Genomic DNA, 18,531 nt, shown 5'->3' on the forward strand with positions numbered 1-18,531 from the left:
AGTCGTTCTGGGGCACGATGCAACTCGAACTGCTCGACTCCCGCACCTGGTCCACCCGCGCCGAGCTTGCCAACGCGATATTCGAATGGATAGAGTGCTGGTACAACCCCAAGCGACGCCATTCCAGCATCGGAATGCTCAGCCCGCTGGACCACGAAGCAGCCCACACCACGCCTGACCAAGATCACTGACCCCACACCGTCGGTGTCCGGTCCTGGGGGCCAACCTCAGTTCGCGGCTTGCCATCAGGACTACGCCTCGCTGGCTGGGCGAACCAACGAGGTCCTCGGGCAGCTCGGCTGCCGAGAGATTTCCCGGCGCCCGTTCCGAGTTCACTGTGACTGACCCAGAACGAGTCGGCGCTGCTGTGGCGCCTCGAGCCGCCCAAGCGGCGGGAAGGAGCGCGTGATGCGGCGTTGCTTTGGATGCGGGGAACACCTACCCGTGGGCGCGGACTGCTCGATATGCCGGGAACGCGCCGCGCTTCCGCGCATGCCCGGCACCATCATCGCCGCGCAAGTCCTGGTCTTGCTCTCAGGCCTGGGCGGTTTGCTGTGGGGCGCGTTCTCCGTCGTCGGCGGCATCTTCGCGATCTTCCTGAGCGGCTCGGACGGCGGAGCTGGGACCGCTCTCGTGCTGATCGGGCTGCTGATCATCGTCCTCGCCGTCGTCGAGCTCCGGTGCTGCGCCCGCCTCGGACGAGCTGATCCGAGCGCCCGCGGGGTACTTGCCGGGGTCTACGCCATTAACCTGCTCGCGACGGTCGCGCTCGGAGCCGTGGACGGCCTGGAAGGGCTGGGTCTCCTCCTGGCCGCCGTCGCGTGGACTCTCCTGGTGCTCGGCCTGCTCTGGCTGCCTGAGTCGTCGCGGGCCGCCTTCAGCGACACCCCGCGAACCAGCGCTCCCGTGCCGCCCCACGGCTCCGCGCCGGCTGGGTCGGGACCCGTCATCTCGGCCCACCCTCTGACAGCGCCGCCTTCGACCGGGGACCGATGGGCGGACGAGCAAACCGCCAGCGTCGCCGCGTTCTGCGGACAATGCGGCCGGCGCAACAGCCCACCCCGGCAACACTGTGGCCACTGCGGCTCTCGCCAGAGCACTCGTACGCGTTGAACCTGAGCCCCGTCGCGGTGGGCCGCGCACCGGTCGCGGACGCCGCGGCAGCGTTGAAGGGCGAGTCCTGGCCTCGAGGGCTCGTTACGTCGGGTGCAGATGTCGGGCAGCCACTGACTTCGCTGTCGGTGGTGTGATGCGCCCGGGCCGTCGCCCTCGTCGTCGTCCGTTCGTGGCCGCGGACACATCAGGTGATCTTGCGGTGAGCGTGGTGTCCTCAGTCAGGCCCGAGGTCAGACACGGTCACGGGCGCCGCGTTTGGGGCCGGCAACGTCGGCGGCGATGCGCGATACCCAGAAGGCGGCGGCTTGACGTCCGCGCGCTGACGGCGTCAGTAGAGCGCTGACCACGGGCGGGGCGCGTGACTGCAACGGATCCGTGTCGCCCGACGATGACTGGACGATGGCGGCGGGGGGCGCTGCCGCAGGAAGGCGAGCGGATGAGCGAGCTGTGGTCGGCGATCCCGATCGGCACGGTGCCTCAGCGGCCGCGCCCGTCGACGCCATCGTCCGTATTCCTGGTCGCTCCACATCCAGCGCCCACCCCACAGGCAGCGCCCACCGCACAGGCGGCGCCGACGTCACCCGCGGCCGCGGTCCTGTCGCGGACGAGTGCACTCGACGCTCCGACGATCGTCCTCGACGAGGACCGCACGAGCCGTTTGAGCTCGCGCCTGCTCGTGGCCCGTGCCACCGTGCCCGCCCCTCGTCCACCGGCCCGTGTCCGACCTCCGACCCCACCGACGGTGGGTGGTCCTGTCTCTCCGATGCCACCGCAGCCCGCGCCGGCGTCGTCGGGGCGTGGCTATCTCTCGGTCATCGCGCTCACGGCACTGTTCTGCGTGGGCGCTGCGGTGCTCGTGCCGTGGCCCGGGACAGGCCCGTGGGTCGCGAGCTCGCCGGTCGGGCTCGTGCTGCTCGGTGGGCTCACCCTCCTGACGGCTCCGGTGACCGTTGACCTGCTGACCGGCCGGGACCGGGCGACGGTGATGCTGCTCGGCTTGCCACTGACGGCGGCTGCGGCGGCGGGCACGGTCGTTCTAAGCGGTGGCGATCTGCCGGGTGTCCTGGCGACGCAAGGGGTGGGCGCCGGTCGGGGCACAGCGGCAGGCGTCCTGGCAGCTGCTCTCCTCGCTTGTCTGCTCGTCGGGAGCATGGGGGCGGCGCGCCGTCCGAGGAGCGCTCGAGCACCGGATGGCTCCGCGATCATCGTCGGCCTGTGCGCGGCGATCAGTGTCGCGGCGGTGTCGACGGTGGTGATCACACTCGCCGGTCCGGCTCCGGAGTCGGCGACCGTCGCGAGCGCCACCGGCGCGACATCAACCGCCGCGACCGGACCAACGGCCGGCAACGGCACGACACCCGCGACGGGGACGCCTAGCTCGGGGACGGCAGAGGGCTCCGGAACGGCAGGGGGCTCGGGCACGACCTGTCCGACCGAGGCAGCGAGCAGCCTGCCCGAGGCCGCCGTCGGTGCCCCGGTCGTTGCGCACAGTTCCGGTGTCCACATCGCGATCTGCCAGGGAACGTCCGGGGCGCTTTACTACTTCGGCGCCAACGACCGCACCGGTCTGACGATCACCCTGCCCGTGACACGGAGCGAGGACAGCTGGATCGCCACCAACAACGGTGTGACTTACTCGATCACGTCCGAGAACCTGATCATCTCAAGAGGCGCGGACACCCTCGCCGACGAGGCTCTGACGAGCGGTTGGCCTCGTTAGGCGCAGTCCGGGACGTCGGCCTCGGGTCGGCATCATCGTCGGCAAGTCGCCCTCCCCGGACCCCACGTCGCAGTGCGGGCCTGCGCCCGTCGCAGCGTGCGCATCGGCGAGACCAAGGGCACGGTGAGGGCGCCGGGGTCAGGACACGCGCCTAGTCGGGCACCCGAGGCAACGGCGTCCGTGGACGTCCTTGGACCCGCCATCGAGGGAGCCGTCGTCCGGCGGGAGGACCGCCGGAGCGGCCGGTCCTCGCCGGGAGGTCGGCGTCACCGGCAGCCCGATGACCTTGCCGGCGACCACGGTGACCCGACGATGACCGCGACGGCACCTTTCACGCCTGCACCACTCGGGCTCCCGCCCCACGGTCGATCCGGCGGATCTCCCGCGTGAGGGCCTGCAGGAAGTGGCGGTAGGAGCCGTATCCAGGGATCGTCGCTGGCCCCATGGGGATGACGAAGAGGATCTTCTCGTTGACGGTCTGATAGTCCACGAGTCGGACGCCGAGGCGGGTCCGGCTGAGCCGCACGCTGAACGTGCAGTGCTGGAGACCGCGGAAGCCGCTGACGATCGCGCAGTCCAGGCCGTCGGGCTGGTGGCGCAGCACGGAGTAGGCGCAGCCGTCGGTGGTGAAGTAGTTGCCCCGGTTCGCGAGCGCCCGACTGACGGCGTCGCGGATCGTCTCGGGGGACGCCTCGACGTCGAGGTCGAGGCCGACCGAGCCGCGGGAGCCGGCCCGGATCGCCACCGGGAAGACCAGGTCGGGGCCCGCATCGTCGGTGTCGTCGAGCGACCCGCGCGCGCCTTCGCCCCTCTGGACGTTCTGGTGCCACCCGTAGCCCGCCCATCCGACGATTAGCAGCGGGGCGATGGTGACGATCGCGGGGAAGCCGTAGTGCCCGGTGTCCTGCTCCCACACCCAGATGCCGTAGATGCCCGCGAGCAACCCCACAGCGCCGAGGAGCAGCTGCCGGTTGCGGGGCATGGTCGGCACGAACACCGCGCCGATGGCCAGGGCACCGGAGAGCACTGTGAGCGCTGGGAGCCAGTTCAGCTCCAGCGACTGCGGGTCCTCGCCGCCGTACTCGTCGGAAGACGAGTACGAGGAGTACGAGTCCGACGAGGACGAACTCGACGAGGAGTAGCTGCTCGAGGACGAGCTCGACGACGAGACGTCACCGACACCGGCCGCCAGCCCCAGCAGTAGCAGGACGGCGACGACGCCGGTGATGATCAGGGTCGGCTTCACAGCTCGCTCCTCGATACGAACGGTTGCTCTCGACGTCGCCGAGCGGCGGGGGTGGCGAGGTGACCTGGTCCCGCCCCGGGGCGCGACACCCCGTCCGGCGGCCTCATCGCTGTCGGGTGATGGTCGCCTGCGGCGCACCGAGTGCGCCGCCGGTCCACGGCCATATGGTGCTTGCGCGGCCCGAGGGGCAGCAGGTCGCGTCCTCCGGGCCGTAGAACGACTCGTCGCCGAGGACGCGCCCGGGCAGCAGGCGGCTCACGGTGATCGCGTTGGGGATCTCGCCAAGGCGCGGCTGCGAGCTGGACAGTGCACCGAGGAGTGCGGCCTCGCCCGACGAACCGTCGAAGAGCAGGGCGGTGACGACGGTCGTGCCCGCCGCCGTGGAGTAGTGGTTGTTGCATGTCAACGGGAGCGCGGCCTCGTCGCGTCCGTCCCCGGTGAGGTCGCCGTAGACGACCGAGGAGGCGTCGACGTGGACGTCCTGCGGGTAGTTCGAGCTGGGGCCCTCGAAGGAGGACGGGACCGCCACGGCTTCGCCGCCGCGAAGCCGGATGGGTGCGGGTGAGCGACAGACCGAACCCGGCAGCGTCGCGTCGCCCCAGTCGACCGCGTGCAGGTCGACCGGTGGAGCGACCGTCTGGCCGCTAGGACCCAGAGCCGGGAGGGCGCCGAGAACGAGTCCGATACCGAGTCCGACGCCGGCCACGAGTGACACGATGATGGTGAGGACGAGCCCGCGGCGCCTTCTCCCGCTCGCGGGCGGTTGCAGCGTGGTCACGGCTGCGGTTGGGCCGTGCGGTGCCCGAGCAGGCGGGATCCGCAGCGCACACAGTGCACGGCGCCGGGCACCGCGCCCGCCCCGCAGCGCCCGCAGAAGGCCGGGGCGTTCGGCTCCGGGGCGGTGGCGGCGAACTCGATCGGGTCGGGCCGTACGTGGCGGCCGCTCGGCGGGCCGAGGCTGGTCATCGTGGCGGGCGACCGGGAGACCGGACCGGAACGCGGAGGGACAGGTGGCGGCACTGCCGGTGGACCGCATGGGAGCCGACTCGCGGTGCTCATGTCCGATCGTGGGTAGGGGTGCCGCCCGGTCGCCAGCGGAGGAGTCGGCGGCGGAGTCAGCGGCGCAGGCGGGGGCAGGTACCCGGTTGGGGCCGGCGGTGTCGGCCCGGCTGATGCGCTGCGGCCGCTCTCCAGGACGTGGCGGTGCAGGTTCTCCACGACGGGTAGGGCTGTTTCGCCGAAGAATCGCCGAGCGTCGGCGGGGAGCCAGAGGGCCACCACGGCAGCGGCGTGCAGACCGAACGCAGCGAGCAGCGGGAGCACGCTCTCGTCGGCGGCGGAGAGCAGGACTACGACGGCGAGGTCGGCCGCGGTGGCCGCGGTGATCAGGACCCGGGCGAGCCGCTCGGCGCGGGCGACTGCGGCCTTCGCCCAGAACCCGACAGCGGCGATGGCAGCGCAGACCAGCGCCGTGACGATCATCGGTCCGGCGGTGCCCGCGGCGTAGGGGAGGGCGAGCAGCGCGATCCCGGCCACCAGCAGCGTCGCGGAGAGCAGGGCGGTGATGCCCGACGAGTACAGGATCACCGTCTGGGCGACGACGATGGAGGTCGGGAGCTCGGTGTCGCCGCGCCACGGCCCAGCGAACCAGGCGCGCGCCGACGGGGCGAAGACCAGGACGGCGACGACGCCGAGCGAGCCGACGGCGAGCACGACCGTGAGCCCGGTGGCGACCGGCACCGCGAAGCACGAGAGCAGGAGATTTCCGGCGAGCACGAACGCGACCCCGCGCGCGACCCGGCTGCCCTGGTAGAGCCCGTAGCCGACCCGCGCGAACGCGACGACGAACGACCCCGACACCAGAGCGATCGCAAGCCCCAGCAACCCGAGCGCGGGCGAGGAGAACATCGCAGCGCCGAGCCGCAGGAAAACGATCGTCGGATAGAGCAGGCAGAAGGCGACGATCCCGAACCCGGCGATCACCGCCCAGAGCAGCCCGGGCACCATGCTCTGTCTCGTCGTGCGCTGATCCATCGCCCGTCCCCCCGACATCCCGGCGCCCGCCGGACGGTCGGTCATCGCTGGAGCGGTGAGCTCCCGTTACGCCCCGGGCGCAACATCCACGGCCGCCACGGCGATGGGGGGGCTGACGAGACCCGACCCCGAGGGGTCCGCCCGCCGTGGCGGCGAGGTCGAGGCACCCAGGAGGAAGCAACCCGTGGCGGCACCGACGCGACCCACCGACGACGCCCCGACCAGACCGATCCCTCGGGTCGACCTGCCGCGCGCGGTTACATCACCGCGCCGAGCCTTGCCGTTCGTGGCTGCCGGGATGGCGCTGCTGCTGGTGGCCGCCACGGTCACGGTGCTCGCGGTCCGCATCGGTCGCACGTCGGGCCCTCCTGCGGCGACCCCGTCGGTGGCGGCCGGCCCGACCACGACATCGGGGGCGCTGGACTCGCCGACCTCGCCGCCCGACGCCCCGGTTCCGGTCGGGGGCGTGCTCTTCTCGTTCACCGGGTCCCCGAACGGTCAGGCACACGTCGACGCCGACGGAGCCGTGGTCGCGGTGCTGGACGAGGTGAGTACCGCGCCGGGCCGCAGCAGCCACCAGCTCGTGACCTACGACCAGGCCACCGGCGCACGACTCGCGACCGCGGGGCCGGGGTTACCCGAGATCGTCGACTGCGGGGCCACGGTCGTCCGGCGTCCGGACGGGACGAGCGTCGTCCTGACCCGCTACGACACCGAAGTGCCCGCGAACGGGGTGGAGCTGGGGAGGCGCGAGGCCCACGTCGCTGCACGGGATGGCAGAACCCTGCGACCCCTCTGGGATGTCGTCCTGCACTCCGGTGACACCACCGACCAGACCCTGCTGATCGACACCGTGTGCCACACCGCCACACCGGCGTTCTTCCCAACCACGGACGGCCGCTACGTCCTCAACCGCAGCTTCGACGTGTCCCGGCTGATCGACCTATCCACCGGCGGGATGCGACCCGTCCCCTACGCGGTCAACGTGGTGGGCAACAACGTCGTCGTCGCGGTCCCGCCACCGTCGGAGCCAGGGGTCGACACCCGACCCGACCCCACGGGGCCCAGCACTTTCGACGGCGTGCGGCTCGTCGCCGACACCGACCTGCGCGTGCTCTCCACGATCCCCGTCAGCGACACCGACACCAACGACGTCGCGCGGGCGTTGGCGGCGGTGGGGCGACCCGGGCGCCCCACGCTCGACGGGTTCGCCAGCACCGGCTCGGACACGCGGTACACGGGGAAGTCGCTCTCCAGCGACGCCCTCACGCTCGCACTTCGCGGCAGCGAACAGGTCTCGCTTATCGATCTACCCTCCGGGCGGGTCCGCGCGACGATCCCGACCGGCAGCATCACGAACTACGCGGTCCTCGACCCCACATCGAGGCCGCTCGGGATCGTCCCAGGCGCGGTGCTGGGGCAGGACGCCGTCCTCGTCGCCACTCCGCGCCGCGACTCCTCGTCGACGCAGCAGAACGTCTTCACCGCCTACGACCTCACCGGTCGACAGCTGTGGTCGTTACCGGCCGGCGCGGCCGACGGCATTTGTGCGATCGACCGCGGCGTGCTCCTGCTCCAGGCCGCCGGCCTCGCGTCCGTCGACCCGGTCTCCGGCCGGCAGCTGTCGGTCGACCGGAACGCGACCTGCCCGGTGGTGACCGCCGGTCTCGCCGTCACGTCGACCCAAGGCAGCACGGTCTCAACCTCGGCGCAGTACTCGGTGACGGTGCTGAAGCGTCCTTGAGCGCGTAGCGCAGCCCCTGCTGGCTCTGTGGCCGCTCTCGCACGTGGCCCTTGAGGGCCTCGGAGGTCACGCCCTCGAAGCCCTTCTCCATCCCGTGCACAGACACGAGACTGTCGCGGCCAGCCACGCTCCAGCGCCCGAGCACGATCTGCGCTGGCCAGCGGCGTGAAGCGTTCAACGACGTGCGTCACGACGAGCGAGTGCTCAAGGTTCGCGAGCATCGAACCATCCGCGTTGCCGCTGATCAGGCTCGTGGGCCTCCGTGGCGCTCGTCCAGGACAGTTGGACAGGTGTCCGACGATATGCCGGACAGATGTCGCGGGCGATCCCGGACGGCCTCGGAACGCTCACGAACGCCCTCGAGGCCGGAACATCGAAGCGGCCAATTCGGGGGCGCGCCGACCGCAGTGGCCCGCCCGCCTGGCCGGGTTGGTGCACCCGGGCAGCTGCCGTTCATCCCTGCTCGCCTCACCGAGGCGCGCAAGGCTTCAAGTACAACATCGGCTTTCCTTTACCTCTACTAGGTACCTCTGTTAATCGTCCACCCGGTGCGATGCCCTAGCAGGGCCCGAGTTGGTGGGCCACGAGCTTTCTGACGTTCAGCCGTAACATTGCCTGATCGGCCGACGACTCCTCAGCCACGAAGGCTTATCGGCGCGACGCCGGCTCTTCTCAGGGGGATTCTGTTGACGTTCGTGCACGACCGCGCCAGTCATTGGCTGCTTGGCGCAGCAGTCCTGCTCGTCATGATCCTGGGTATTGTTGCGGGTTGCGGGCTCTCCAGCTCCCCCGAACCTTCCGCCGACGCCACGCCGCTCCCGGCCGCTCAGCCAACGACCCCGACGGCCAGGACGACCCCGACGACGACCACCTCACCGCATCACGACCGGGGGGCCCAGAACTGGCACTGCTCCGACAAGGCCTGGTGGCGCGACTACGGCGCACGTCACGGGCTCGACCCGAGCGCGTACGTGACGCGTTGCGGCCACCAACCGCCCGCCAGCTGGCTTGAGGTTCACCCCGGGGCTAGTACACCGAACGGCTCGTCCGGGAGCACCTCTTCGAGCAGCCGACACCCGGCGACCGACCCGTACGGCTGCCAGGCTGATATCGACGCCGGCCTCTCCATGGCCCAGAACCGCTGCGGGAATGTCCATCTGAACAGCACGGAGACTGACGTGGAGAGCCCTAGCCAGATGCAGAATCCTGCTTCGCGCTGGGAACTCTGTCATATGCTCGCTTCCCCGGGAACAGCGGTCTACCAGAAGTACTGCCAGTAAGCCCCACTCACGCGCAAACTCTCGACTAGATTGACCCCATAATCCGGCGTGGCTCCTACTGACGGGTTCGACGTCATTCGTCGTCGGCGACACACCTCGGTCGGGGCTTGAGAGCCACCCGGGACCTCGCCGCGGTCTGTGGCGCGCGGGCGCAGTGGCAGCGAGCCATCGGCTCGTCCTGGACCTGTCGAGCAACTCGTCAGAAAAGTGTGCGAGCGGGCTTCCGTGGCTGCTCCTAACCGTGAACAGCAGGCCGACACCGACCGGGCCGCGGAGCATCTAGGGGGCACACCTGCCATGACCTTTCAGCACACGACGTCGAGTCCTGAAGCTGCGACTGGGCGCCGGGGTACTGGGCGCGTCAGGGACCTTCACGCTGTGCGACACCAGCAGTTCGTCCGCGCACGGAAGGAGCGGGAAGGCTCCGGTCCTTCAGCGCGGCACCGATCGATCCGATTTCCCCGGCGCGATTGTGCCCGGGTGTCCGTTTCGGGCGGACTCGCGATGCCGTTGGGCGCAGACGGCTGCGTGTTGAGCGTGAGATCGAAACGCTGCTGACACGGGGAACGACCGTGATCGCAGCTGGACCAAGGGGGACACCGCGACGGACGTCGTCGGGTGCCACCAGCAAGGGGGGCAGGGATAGTGGCGTTCCAGGGGTTCGATCTCCAAGACCAAGCGCGGATCGTGTCGTGACCGGACACGGCGAGGCTGATCCACTCGCAGTGCCCGATGTGCAGAAGATCGTCGGTCGGACGGGTCGCCACCACGCTCCGCCCGACCGGATGGCACCACCCGGCGCGGGGCCCAAGCACGCCGGGCCTGGCACGGGCTCGGTCGCGACGGCCTCACCGGTAACCACCGGATCACAGCCCCGGCTGGTCTCGACCTCGGTGCGGCTACCGCGACCGCGCGAGAGTCCCGAGCCGAGGCTGGCCACCGAGCCGATGCTGGTCAGCGACGCGGCGCTTGCGGTGGCGGCGATGACCAACCCCACCGCGTTCGCGGCGATCTACCGACGCTACGGCGACGCGCTCTACAACTTCTGTGTCGGCATGCTGCGCGACCCCGACGCCGCCGCCGACTGTGTCCAGGACGTGTTCTGCACCGCCGCGACCCGGCTCGGTCAGTTGCGCGAGCACGACAAGCTCCGCCCCTGGTTGTATGCCATCGCCCGTCACGAAGCCCTCGCCCGACTACGTCGAGGACGCCGCGAGGAACCCAGTGATGATCTGCCCGACGTGCCCGCAACGGCCGACGGTCCCGAGGCCCTCGCCGCACGCACCGAGCTCGCCGCACTCGTCGCCCACGCCGCCGGAGGATTGAGCAACCGTGACCGCGCGGTGCTGGAACTGCACTACCACCACGGCCTCGACGGGCCCGCGCTCGCCGACGCCCTCGGTGTCAGCGCCACCAACGCCAACACGATGGTCGGGCGTCTGCGGACCACGATCGAGCGCTGCCTCGGGGCGGTGCTCGTCGCGCGTCACCAGCGCGAACGCTGCACCGAGCTCGCCGCCCTGCTCGAGGGCTGGAACGGCACCACCTTGACCGTGCTGCTGCGCAAACGCCTCAACCGGCACATCGAAGGCTGCGAGGCCTGCGGCGAGGCTCGCCGCGAGCTCGTCTCCCCGCACGCTCTGCTGCGCTCGGCGCCCGTCCTGGTGCCCGCCCCCGCCTGGCTCGGCCACTCCGTGACCCAGCACGCCACCCCGCTGTTGAAGGCCTCCGCAGGCGTCGCTCACCACAGCTGGTGGCCCGCCAGCCTCGGAACCGGCACCCCGACCGCAATCGCGGTCGTCGCTTCCCCCCTCGTCGCGGTCGCCACCGCCTCGCTGGTCGCCATCAGCCCCCTCACCAGCGCTCCGACCGTCGAGCCACCACCGGTGGCAGCTCAGCACAGCGTCACCACCAGCACCACGGTGCCGGCCCTTCGACCCGTACCCAGGGTGAGGGACCCACTACGAACGACGACCACGTCCCGACTGCATCCCCCCATACCCGGCGCTCCCGCTGCCGGATCCGTCACTAGCACTCCGTCCGCGGTCGATAGCGGCCGCAACGACGGCGGCCAGTCCAACAACGGCGGTCAGGCCGGCAGCAACGGCGGCAACGACGGCGGTGGCGGGAACAACAACGGCGGTGGCGACAACGGCGGCACGGACGGCGGTGGTGGTGGTGCCGACCAGGACGGCGGCGGCATCTTCGGTGGTGGTTGACGCCCGAGGGCGCGCGCCAAGCAGTGCACACCTCAGCCGAAGTGGCGGCGCGAGCTCTCGGTGCCCCAAACCAAGCCCGCGAGCAGACGCACGTGATGCGTCACGACCATTCCAACGGTGGTGACCGGTCGATCTGCAAGGTGTGTGCCCCCGAACGGTGATGTTCCACAACGCCGGTAATGGTCCGGACAGCCCAGCGATGTGACGGAGGTGAGCAGCCACCGTCGCACCTGGTCTCGCCGGCTCCCGGTCCGACTCGGGTTAGCCGTGGCGATCCTCGTCGCTCTGGGCGCCGGCACAGCCAGCGCGTTGACGCTGACCGCGGAGCCCGTCGCTTCTCCGGTGACCCCGGTGGCAACGCCTGCGCCGGGGCTCGCCTCGCCGGTTCTGCCGCCAGTTGTGGCTCCGACGCCCCCTCCCACCACAACAACGAGGACGGACACGACCACCTCGAGGAGGGCCACCCCGACGACGCGGACACACGATCGCGACGAAGCCGGCGGCAGCGAACGAAACAACACCGTCTCGCGGTACTGCTCGTCAAACCCCGACATGTGCACAGACGGCGTACCCGACAGGCGCTCAGATCGCGCCGAGTACCAGGACGATCCCCGCAGCAACGCCGAGATCAACAGTGGTCAACCGATGCATGCTCCGGAGGGCGTCTGCCCCGGTGGGTATGCCCGCGTCGCCGGGGTGTGCTGACCCAATATGAGAACCGCCGCCGACACTGGGATTGCCCACCTCGGCCGGTGTCCATCCGCGAAACCTTGGCAGGCAACAACTGCGCACCAGGCAACAACGACGGCGCGCCGAGTCTACTCGCCTACCCCGCCCAGCAAGCTCAGGGCAGGTAGAGCGCCATCTGGCGTAGACGCCGCAACAGGTGCGCCAGTGGAAAGGACTCCATGAGCAGCACGAACTTCCGCTTCGCGAGCGACGTCCGTCGCGAGAAGCGGTTCCGGACGGTCAAGGTGGTTGCGGTCATCGGCCTCACCGCCGTCGGTGCATGGCGCGCGGCGCTTGTCGTCTCTGCCCTCCCGGCTTGGGAAGCTTCCGAGCACCCAGGCGGCGACTCTGGCGATGGACGCTGAGAAGGCCATCGGCCGGCCTAGGCCAAGCCCGATGGCGATTCCGGCGGTACGGGAACTATCTTGTCGAGCCGCACGAACAGTGTGAACGTATTCGGGAGCCAATACGTCCCGAATTTCTCGCACTGACCTTCCCCCGGTTCCGCGGACACCTACCCTGAGGCGACGGGTGTCGCCGGGAAGGATGTCCTCGTGCCGCCTGCGTATCCGCCGGAGTTCCGGCGTCGGGCCGTAAAGCTGTTCTGCGAGCGCGAGAAGCCCGTTGCCCAGATCGCCGCCGAGCTCGGCATCTCTGAGTCCTGTCTGCGACGGTGGGCCGCCCAGGACGACGTCGACGCCGGGCGCCGTGACGGGGTGAGCAGCGACGAGCGCAGCGAGCTGGCCCAGCGGCGCCGCGAGAAACGTCGGCTCGAGATGGAGAACGAGATCCTGCGCCGCACAGCAAGCACCTCCGCGACCCTTGATCCCGACGTTTCTCTGTCACCCACTGTCAGTGGCCAGTGACAGAAGAAAGCTGATGCAGGGCCATTAGGGTGATTCTTCTGGCTTCGTATGCACCGCGCCGTCATCCTCCAGGCCAACAATTCGCCCTTGGAGGAAACGCATGAGGCGCGCGATCATCGTAGTCAGCTTCGCAGCAGCGTTGTCGCTAGGCGCAGCCGGAGGGGTCGCCTTGGCTGCCCCCTCGCCGAATGGGCACAACTGCGCTGGGTCGGCCGTTAGCGGACTTGCTGGTCCTGGCTTTGGCGGGGTGGTTTCAGGAGCAGCTCACGAACAGGCTGTCGACAACTTCGGCCTTGCCGACTGTGGGCAGACTAACCGGAACAATCCCTAGGGAACGGGCGACACGGGAGTATCTGGCATGCTCGACGTCCGCTTCAGGCTCACGATGCTGCCGACGTCACGGCGTCGCTGTTGTGGTTGTCATAGAACCCGGTTATCGGATTGAGGGGTCGGCAAGGTGCCGCAAGCCGTCAGGTTCGGTAGGCATCGAGGGCGGTGCCGTACACCACGACGTTGTCGTCGAAGCTGTCGGTGTCGGTGTCGAACGTGCCTCCGCACGTGATGAGCCGCAGTTCGGGGGCGGTGGTGGGGCCGTAGACCGCGAGGGTCGGGAACGCGTCCTTGTCGACGAGCTCGACCCGGTCGACGCGGTAGACCACCGTGACCCCGTCGGCGCGGTCGATGAGCACCTGGTCGCCGGCGGCGACGTCGGCGAGGTGGGCGAAGCCACCCTCCTCGCCGCGATAGGCGACGTGCGAGGCGTAGATCGCCGGTCCCTGCCCGCCCGCTGCCGCGCCGCCCGAGTAGTGCCCCACCGTCGCCGCGTCGCGCGGCACCTCCAGGCGACGGTCCGAATCCTGCCCCAGCTCCGCGAGTCGGCGGGTGTCCAGCCCGATCGACGGGACCCGCAAGGCCGACGTGGCCACCGGGTCGAGCGGCATGCCGACGACGGTGCGTCCTGCCGGGAGGCCGACCGAGGCCGGGCCGATGCGCCCACCGCTTCCCGTGCTGGAGTGGACGGCGACCGCGAAGGCCGCCACCGCGACGAGCACAAGGACGACCGGGAGGCCGATCCCCGGCCGTCTCGTCGCTCGATCCCCCGGCGATGCCGTGGCCCTCCGAGAAGCTGGGTGATCAGTCACGACGTGCTGCGGCGACGGTGCCAGGCGACGCCGCCGGCTCCCAGCGCGGTCAGACCGACGGCACCGGCGGCAACGGGCAGGATCGGCGTCATCGCGCCGGACCCATCACCCGCGGCCACGCCACCCTCCGGGTACGCGGCGTCCGCGACGTCCTCGCTCGACGGGGCGCCCTGCTCGACTCCGGCGTTGACGACCTCGACACGCTGGACATCCTGCCCGCCGGAACCGCAGCGCACGGCGGTGCCGTCGCTGTAGACCACCCACCGTTCCCCGCTCCACAGGTACACCGATATCGGGTGGATGTTCGTCTGCTGGTGCACCGTCACCGGCTGGATCACCCTGGGAGCCACCGGGGCGCCCGTCGAGTCACCGTCGGTCCCGCCATCGGTCATGCCGTCGGTCCCGCCATCGGTCACCCCGTCGGTCCCGCCATCGGTGCAGTCGACGCCCTCGGCGCGCTCGCGGGCGTCCGCGCGCTCACGGACGGCTTCCTGCAGCGCCCGGCCCGCGGCCTGCTGGGCAGCAAAGAGCTTGGTGTTGCGCTCCACAGCTCGCTGCGCGGTGACGCGGGCGTCCTCGATATCGGCAGCGGTGGCCGTCTCGTCGGCCTGCAGCCGCTCGTAGGTGGCTCGGGTGGTGGCCATGACGGTCTTCTGACGGTTGTACGCGGCCAGAGCCTCATCGAGGGCGTCCTGGCGCTCGTCGACGAGCCCCTCGGCTTCGACCACGGCGGCACACACCGGCTCCGGTGAGGTGGCTGCAGCGACACCGGCACCGAAGGGCAACAGCAGACCGGCGGCCAGGGCCGTTCGGCCGCGATCTGCCCGGAAGATGCGCTGGATCGGGACGTCCATCTGGATGGAGGAGGCGCCGCTCATGCTGTTGAGCGTCTCGACCGCCCATCGCGATAGGCGAACAACGTGGGCCGACTCGGCCCGCATGGCCGCGCGTTCGGCCACGCTCAGGCTCCGGCCAGCGTCAGCGGCGTCCCGGATCCTCGTGGCGAGGTCGTTGCTGAGCACCTTCGCGGCGCGGATGTTGACCGCGGCGTCGGCCACCTGGATGTGGGTGGACTGCGCTTCGGTCTGCACCCAGTCCGTATAGGTGATCTTGCGTCCGGGCACGCGCGCCAGGAAGGCGTCCATCGCACCCTCGGCCATTCCGACCGGAGCGCCGGTGCTATTGACCAGGACGAAAGGGAAGAACGCGCATCGGTAGAGCGGCGAGTCGGCGGTCTTTTGCGACAGGTTCGTCCCGGTGAGGGCGCCCATCAGCGGAGGGACGCGGTGCTCCGGCACGAAGACGTCCTCGGCCGTCGTCGCGTTGTCGGCCGCTGTCCGCGCGCCGCTGGTGCGGTGTGTAACGACGCGGCGAATCCAGACGACTGGTTCTCACGATGCGTCTGTCCGTTAGGTGGTGGTGGTGAGAGTCCGGGGGGGGCGGGTTGAGCGGTCCGAAGTGCGGTGCCTACACGGTCGAGACGGCGGAGGCGCGGGAGGCGCGCGCCTATGCGGCGGCCGCCGTCGAGTACGAGCGCACGCGCTCGCAGCTCGACGCCCTGCGCCGCGAGATACGGATCGCGCGGGGCGTGCTGGGTGTCGACGTCGTCGCGCCCGCCGCGCTGCCCACCGTCGGCACCGCGGGCGTCACGAGCGCCGAGGTCACCGCGGCGGCCCGCACGGCGCGGGCGGCAGTGCGCGAACTCGAGGCCGTCCTGTCCTCGTCGGTGGCCGCGGCCACCGAGCGCCGCTGGGCGGATCAGGTGGCACAGGTGATCGACGACCGGCCGGTCGACACCGGCGGGGACCGCGCGCACACCACGGACGCGCCGGGTCCGTGGGTGGCCCGCGCGCTCGGCGAGCTCGCCGAGATCGCCGCCGCCTGGCCGGTGGAGGACCGGCGCGAGGTCCTCGACCGGGCGGTCACGGCCGTTGGCGCGGCTGGCAGCGCGTCCGGGGCCGCGCTCGAGGTGGCGCGTGCCAGGGACGAGGTCACGCGGCTGCGGGCGGCCCGCCGGGCCCGTCTCGCCCGGGACGCCGTCATGGCCGACCTGCGGGCGCAGCTCGAGGCGGTCCGGCGGTGGGGTGACGCGGTGGAGCTCGAGGCCCTCGCCGCCGAGCTCGACGATCCCGGTGCCGACCTCGACGCGGTCGCGGCGCGGGTGGCCCGCCTCGGGACCGCGGCGCACGCCGCCCGGGACCGCGGGCAGGCCGCCGCGATCCTCACCGACGTGCTCGTGGAGATGGGCTACCTCGTGGACGAAGGGTTCAGCACCCGCCTGGCCGCCGACGGCGACGTCCTGGCCGGGCGGCCCGAGTGGGCCGACCACGCCGCCTCGTTCCGGCTGGACGCCCAGGGACGCGCGTACCTGCACATCGTGCGCGCGAACGATGCGCCGGCGGACGTCGACGAGCGGGTCGACGCGCAGTTCTGCGACGAGGTCGACGTCCTGGCCGAGCGCGCCGGGCGGAAGGGTCTGCGCCTGGGCGAGGTGCGCCGGTTCGCTCCCGGCACGCGGCCGCTCCGCGAGGTCGACCGGGCCCGGATCGGTGCCGTGTCCGGGGCCGGCCGCACGGCGACGCCCAAGGTGTTCGCCCGGGAGCACGGCCGGTGAGCACCCAGGAACCGGAGTGGCTCCGGGAGATCGACACCGTCCTCTGCGTGCACCCGCAGCTGGTCGTCGCCGGCAACGTCCGGGACCGGTTCCTGGTGCCCCGGCCCGACGGGGCCGTCATCCCGATGGACCTCACGAACGCCCTGGCCGGGGTCCTGCTGCGGCGCGGCTACGGGACGCTGCTGCGCTACGTGCCGGGCCTCGGGGTGACGGTGGCCGCGGGGACCGACGCCGGCGTCGCGCAGGTGGCGGGCGGGCGCTCGACGCTCAGCGCCCCGGACCTCGCTGATCTCGTGGCGGCCGTCTCGACGCACCTCGGGGCGCCGGTCGCGCTGCTCGTCGAGTACTCCTCGCAGCTCACCGGCTCCGACGGCACGGTCGACGACGCCGTGCGCGGCCTGCTGAGCCGGGCCCGGCACAGCGCGCTGACCGCCGCACCCGCGGGCCTGGCCGCCGACGGACGGTCCGCGCTGCCCTACAACACCGTGTTCTGGGTGGCCGACCGCGAGCACGACCTGCCGACCTGGTTCGTCGACGCCACCCCGACCATCCGCCTGATCTCGGTCCCGTTGCCCGCGGCCCCCGCCCGGATGACCGCCGCCCGGATCTGCCTGCGCCGACTGCAGGGCGCCGCTGAGGCCACCGACCAGCAGCGCGAGGCCGCGGCGGCCGACCTCGTGGCGGCCACCGACGGAATGCCGCTGCGCGCGGTGCTCGGCACCGCCGACCTCGCCGTCGACCAGCGCATCCCGCTCGCCCGCGTCCGCGACGCCGCGGTGGCCTACCGCACAGGGGTCGTCGAGGACCCGTGGCGCGACCCCGACACTCGCGCGCGGATCGCTGCCGGGGAGAAGGAGCTCTCGCAGGCCGTGCGGGGGCAGGGGCACGCGGTGCGCAAGGCCCTGGACCTGCTCACCCGCTCGGTCATGGGCCTCAACGGGGCGCAGGCGGGCGGCGGCGGTGCCCGCCCGCGTGGGGTGCTGTTCTTCGCCGGGCCCACCGGCGTCGGCAAGACCGAGCTGGCCAAGGCGATCACTCGGCTGGTCTTCGGCGATGAGGACTCCTACCTCCGCTTCGACATGAGCGAGTTCTCCGCCGAGCACAGCGAGGCCCGGCTCGTCGGCGCGCCGCCGGGATACACCGGCTTCGACGCGGGCGGGCAGCTCACCAGCGCCGTGCGGGCCCGCCCGTTCCGGGTGATCCTCTTCGACGAGATCGACAAGGCGCACCCACGGATCCTCGACAAGTTCCTGCAGATCCTCGAGGACGGGCGGCTGACCGACGGGCGCGGCTCGACGGTCCTCTTCTCCGACACCCTGCTGATCTTCACGTCGAACAAGGGCGTCCTGGTCAAGAACGAGCGCGGCGCGATCGTCGAGAACGTGACCGCGGCCATGGACCGCGAGGAGGTCGACGAGCGGGTCCGCGAGGCGATCGCCGAGTTCTTCCGCCGCGAGATCGAGCGTCCCGAGCTGCTCAACCGGATCGGCGACGGCGTCGTCGTCTTCGACTTCATCCGCCGCGACGTCGCCGAGGAGCTGCTCGGGGTGTTCCTGGGCCGGGTCGCGGGCCGCCTCGAGCGGGAGCACGGGCTGCGACTGGAGGTCGCTCCGGCCGCGATGCACACGCTGCGCACGGTCGCGCTCTCCGACCTGCGCCACGGGGGCCGCGGGGTGGCGACCACCGTCGAGTCCATGGTGGTTAATCCGCTGGCCCGGTGGCTCTTCCAGCGGGGCCACGCCGCCCCCGCGGTCTGCGTAGAGGCCTTCCGACTCGACGCCGACGGCGTGTGGGCGGTGGACGTCACGTGAGGATCAGCCG

14 protein-coding genes are annotated in these 18,531 nt (G+C 71.1%); 8 read left to right on the top strand and 6 right to left on the bottom strand.

Going from position 1 to position 18,531, the window contains the following annotated elements; all coding sequences use genetic code 11:
• The 3 genes from QSK03_RS31425 to QSK03_RS31435 form a co-directional block, all read left to right on the top strand.
• The coding region (locus QSK03_RS31425) for an integrase core domain-containing protein (RefSeq protein WP_285659594.1) at window positions 1-191 on the top strand (191 nt) is incomplete at its 5' end.
• A 301-nt stretch (window positions 192-492) separates the two neighbouring features.
• Window positions 493-1,113 (top strand): hypothetical protein, encoded by a 621-nt coding sequence (locus QSK03_RS31430; RefSeq protein ID WP_285659596.1) that lies wholly within the window; start codon window positions 493-495, stop codon window positions 1,111-1,113.
• Window positions 1,114-1,879: 766 nt separating this feature from the next.
• Window positions 1,880-2,836: a hypothetical protein gene (locus QSK03_RS31435; RefSeq protein WP_285659598.1), complete on the top strand. Its 957-nt coding sequence runs from the start codon at window positions 1,880-1,882 to the stop codon at window positions 2,834-2,836.
• Between the two features lie 331 nt (window positions 2,837-3,167).
• Here the strand turns inward: QSK03_RS31435 and QSK03_RS31440 are convergent, their stop codons facing one another.
• The 3 genes from QSK03_RS31440 to QSK03_RS31450 all read right to left on the bottom strand — a co-directional run bounded on the left by QSK03_RS31440 (window position 3,168) and on the right by QSK03_RS31450 (window position 6,161).
• A complete protein-coding gene (locus QSK03_RS31440) occupies window positions 3,168-4,082 on the bottom strand; it encodes a hypothetical protein (RefSeq protein WP_285659599.1) in 915 nt (304 codons plus the stop codon).
• Between the two features lie 103 nt (window positions 4,083-4,185).
• Complete coding sequence (locus QSK03_RS31445) at window positions 4,186-4,611, bottom strand: hypothetical protein (protein WP_285659601.1); 426 nt, start codon at window positions 4,609-4,611, stop codon at window positions 4,186-4,188.
• A gap of 245 nt (window positions 4,612-4,856) precedes the next feature.
• Complete coding sequence (locus QSK03_RS31450; protein WP_285659602.1) at window positions 4,857-6,161, bottom strand: hypothetical protein; 1,305 nt, start codon at window positions 6,159-6,161, stop codon at window positions 4,857-4,859.
• A gap of 241 nt (window positions 6,162-6,402) precedes the next feature.
• Here QSK03_RS31450 and QSK03_RS31455 point away from each other — a divergent pair, with 241 nt between their 5' ends.
• Window positions 6,403-7,860, top strand: coding sequence for a hypothetical protein (locus QSK03_RS31455; protein WP_285659604.1), 1,458 nt, complete (start codon window positions 6,403-6,405; stop codon window positions 7,858-7,860).
• A gap of 2,227 nt (window positions 7,861-10,087) precedes the next feature.
• Window positions 10,088-11,359 (top strand): RNA polymerase sigma factor, encoded by a 1,272-nt coding sequence (locus QSK03_RS31460; protein WP_285659606.1) that lies wholly within the window; start codon window positions 10,088-10,090, stop codon window positions 11,357-11,359.
• Window positions 11,360-12,203: 844 nt separating this feature from the next.
• Here QSK03_RS31460 and QSK03_RS31465 read toward each other — a convergent pair.
• Window positions 12,204-12,347: a hypothetical protein gene (locus QSK03_RS31465; protein ID WP_285659607.1), complete on the bottom strand. Its 144-nt coding sequence runs from the start codon at window positions 12,345-12,347 to the stop codon at window positions 12,204-12,206.
• A gap of 295 nt (window positions 12,348-12,642) precedes the next feature.
• Here QSK03_RS31465 and QSK03_RS31470 point away from each other — a divergent pair, with 295 nt between their 5' ends.
• The gene (locus tag QSK03_RS31470) at window positions 12,643-12,954 is read left to right on the top strand and encodes a transposase (protein WP_285659609.1); all 312 of its coding nucleotides are present in this window, start codon (window positions 12,643-12,645) and stop codon (window positions 12,952-12,954) included.
• A 470-nt stretch (window positions 12,955-13,424) separates the two neighbouring features.
• Here QSK03_RS31470 and QSK03_RS31475 read toward each other — a convergent pair whose 3' ends face one another.
• On the bottom strand, window positions 13,425-13,895 hold the full coding sequence (locus QSK03_RS31475; protein WP_285659610.1) for a sortase domain-containing protein: 471 nt from the start codon (window positions 13,893-13,895) through the stop codon (window positions 13,425-13,427).
• A gap of 197 nt (window positions 13,896-14,092) precedes the next feature.
• Complete coding sequence (locus tag QSK03_RS31480) at window positions 14,093-15,394, bottom strand: hypothetical protein (protein ID WP_285659612.1); 1,302 nt, start codon at window positions 15,392-15,394, stop codon at window positions 14,093-14,095.
• 146 nt (window positions 15,395-15,540) lie between these two features.
• On the opposite strand from QSK03_RS31480, the gene QSK03_RS31485 reads away from it, so the two are divergent.
• Together QSK03_RS31485 and QSK03_RS31490 are read left to right on the top strand one after the other, a co-directional pair.
• Entirely contained in the window at window positions 15,541-16,710 is a 1,170-nt protein-coding gene (locus QSK03_RS31485) for a hypothetical protein (protein ID WP_285659613.1), read from the top strand.
• Window positions 16,707-18,521, top strand: coding sequence for an AAA family ATPase (locus QSK03_RS31490; RefSeq protein ID WP_285659615.1), 1,815 nt, complete (start codon window positions 16,707-16,709; stop codon window positions 18,519-18,521). Before QSK03_RS31485 ends, QSK03_RS31490 begins: the two co-directional genes overlap by 4 nt.
• The last annotated feature ends 10 nt before the right edge of the window (window positions 18,522-18,531 follow it).

The sequence above is a fragment of the Actinomycetospora sp. NBRC 106375 genome (assembly GCF_030269665.1).
In the GTDB taxonomy this organism is placed as follows: domain Bacteria; phylum Actinomycetota; class Actinomycetes; order Mycobacteriales; family Pseudonocardiaceae; genus Actinomycetospora.

What these genes read in the sequence shown, in the direction of transcription:
- QSK03_RS31430 (WP_285659596.1), top strand. Translation starts at nt 493, where the DNA reads ATGCCCGGCACCATCATCGCCGCGCAAGTCCTGGTCTTGCTCTCAGGC.
- QSK03_RS31435 (WP_285659598.1), top strand. Translation starts at nt 1,880, where the DNA reads ATGCCACCGCAGCCCGCGCCGGCGTCGTCGGGGCGTGGCTATCTCTCG.
- QSK03_RS31450 (WP_285659602.1), bottom strand. Translation starts at nt 6,161, where the DNA reads ATGACCGACCGTCCGGCGGGCGCCGGGATGTCGGGGGGACGGGCGATG.
- QSK03_RS31460 (WP_285659606.1), top strand. Translation starts at nt 10,088, where the DNA reads ATGCTGGTCAGCGACGCGGCGCTTGCGGTGGCGGCGATGACCAACCCC.
- QSK03_RS31465 (WP_285659607.1), bottom strand. Translation starts at nt 12,347, where the DNA reads ATGACCGCAACCACCTTGACCGTCCGGAACCGCTTCTCGCGACGGACG.
- QSK03_RS31475 (WP_285659610.1), bottom strand. Translation starts at nt 13,895, where the DNA reads ATGCCGCTCGACCCGGTGGCCACGTCGGCCTTGCGGGTCCCGTCGATC.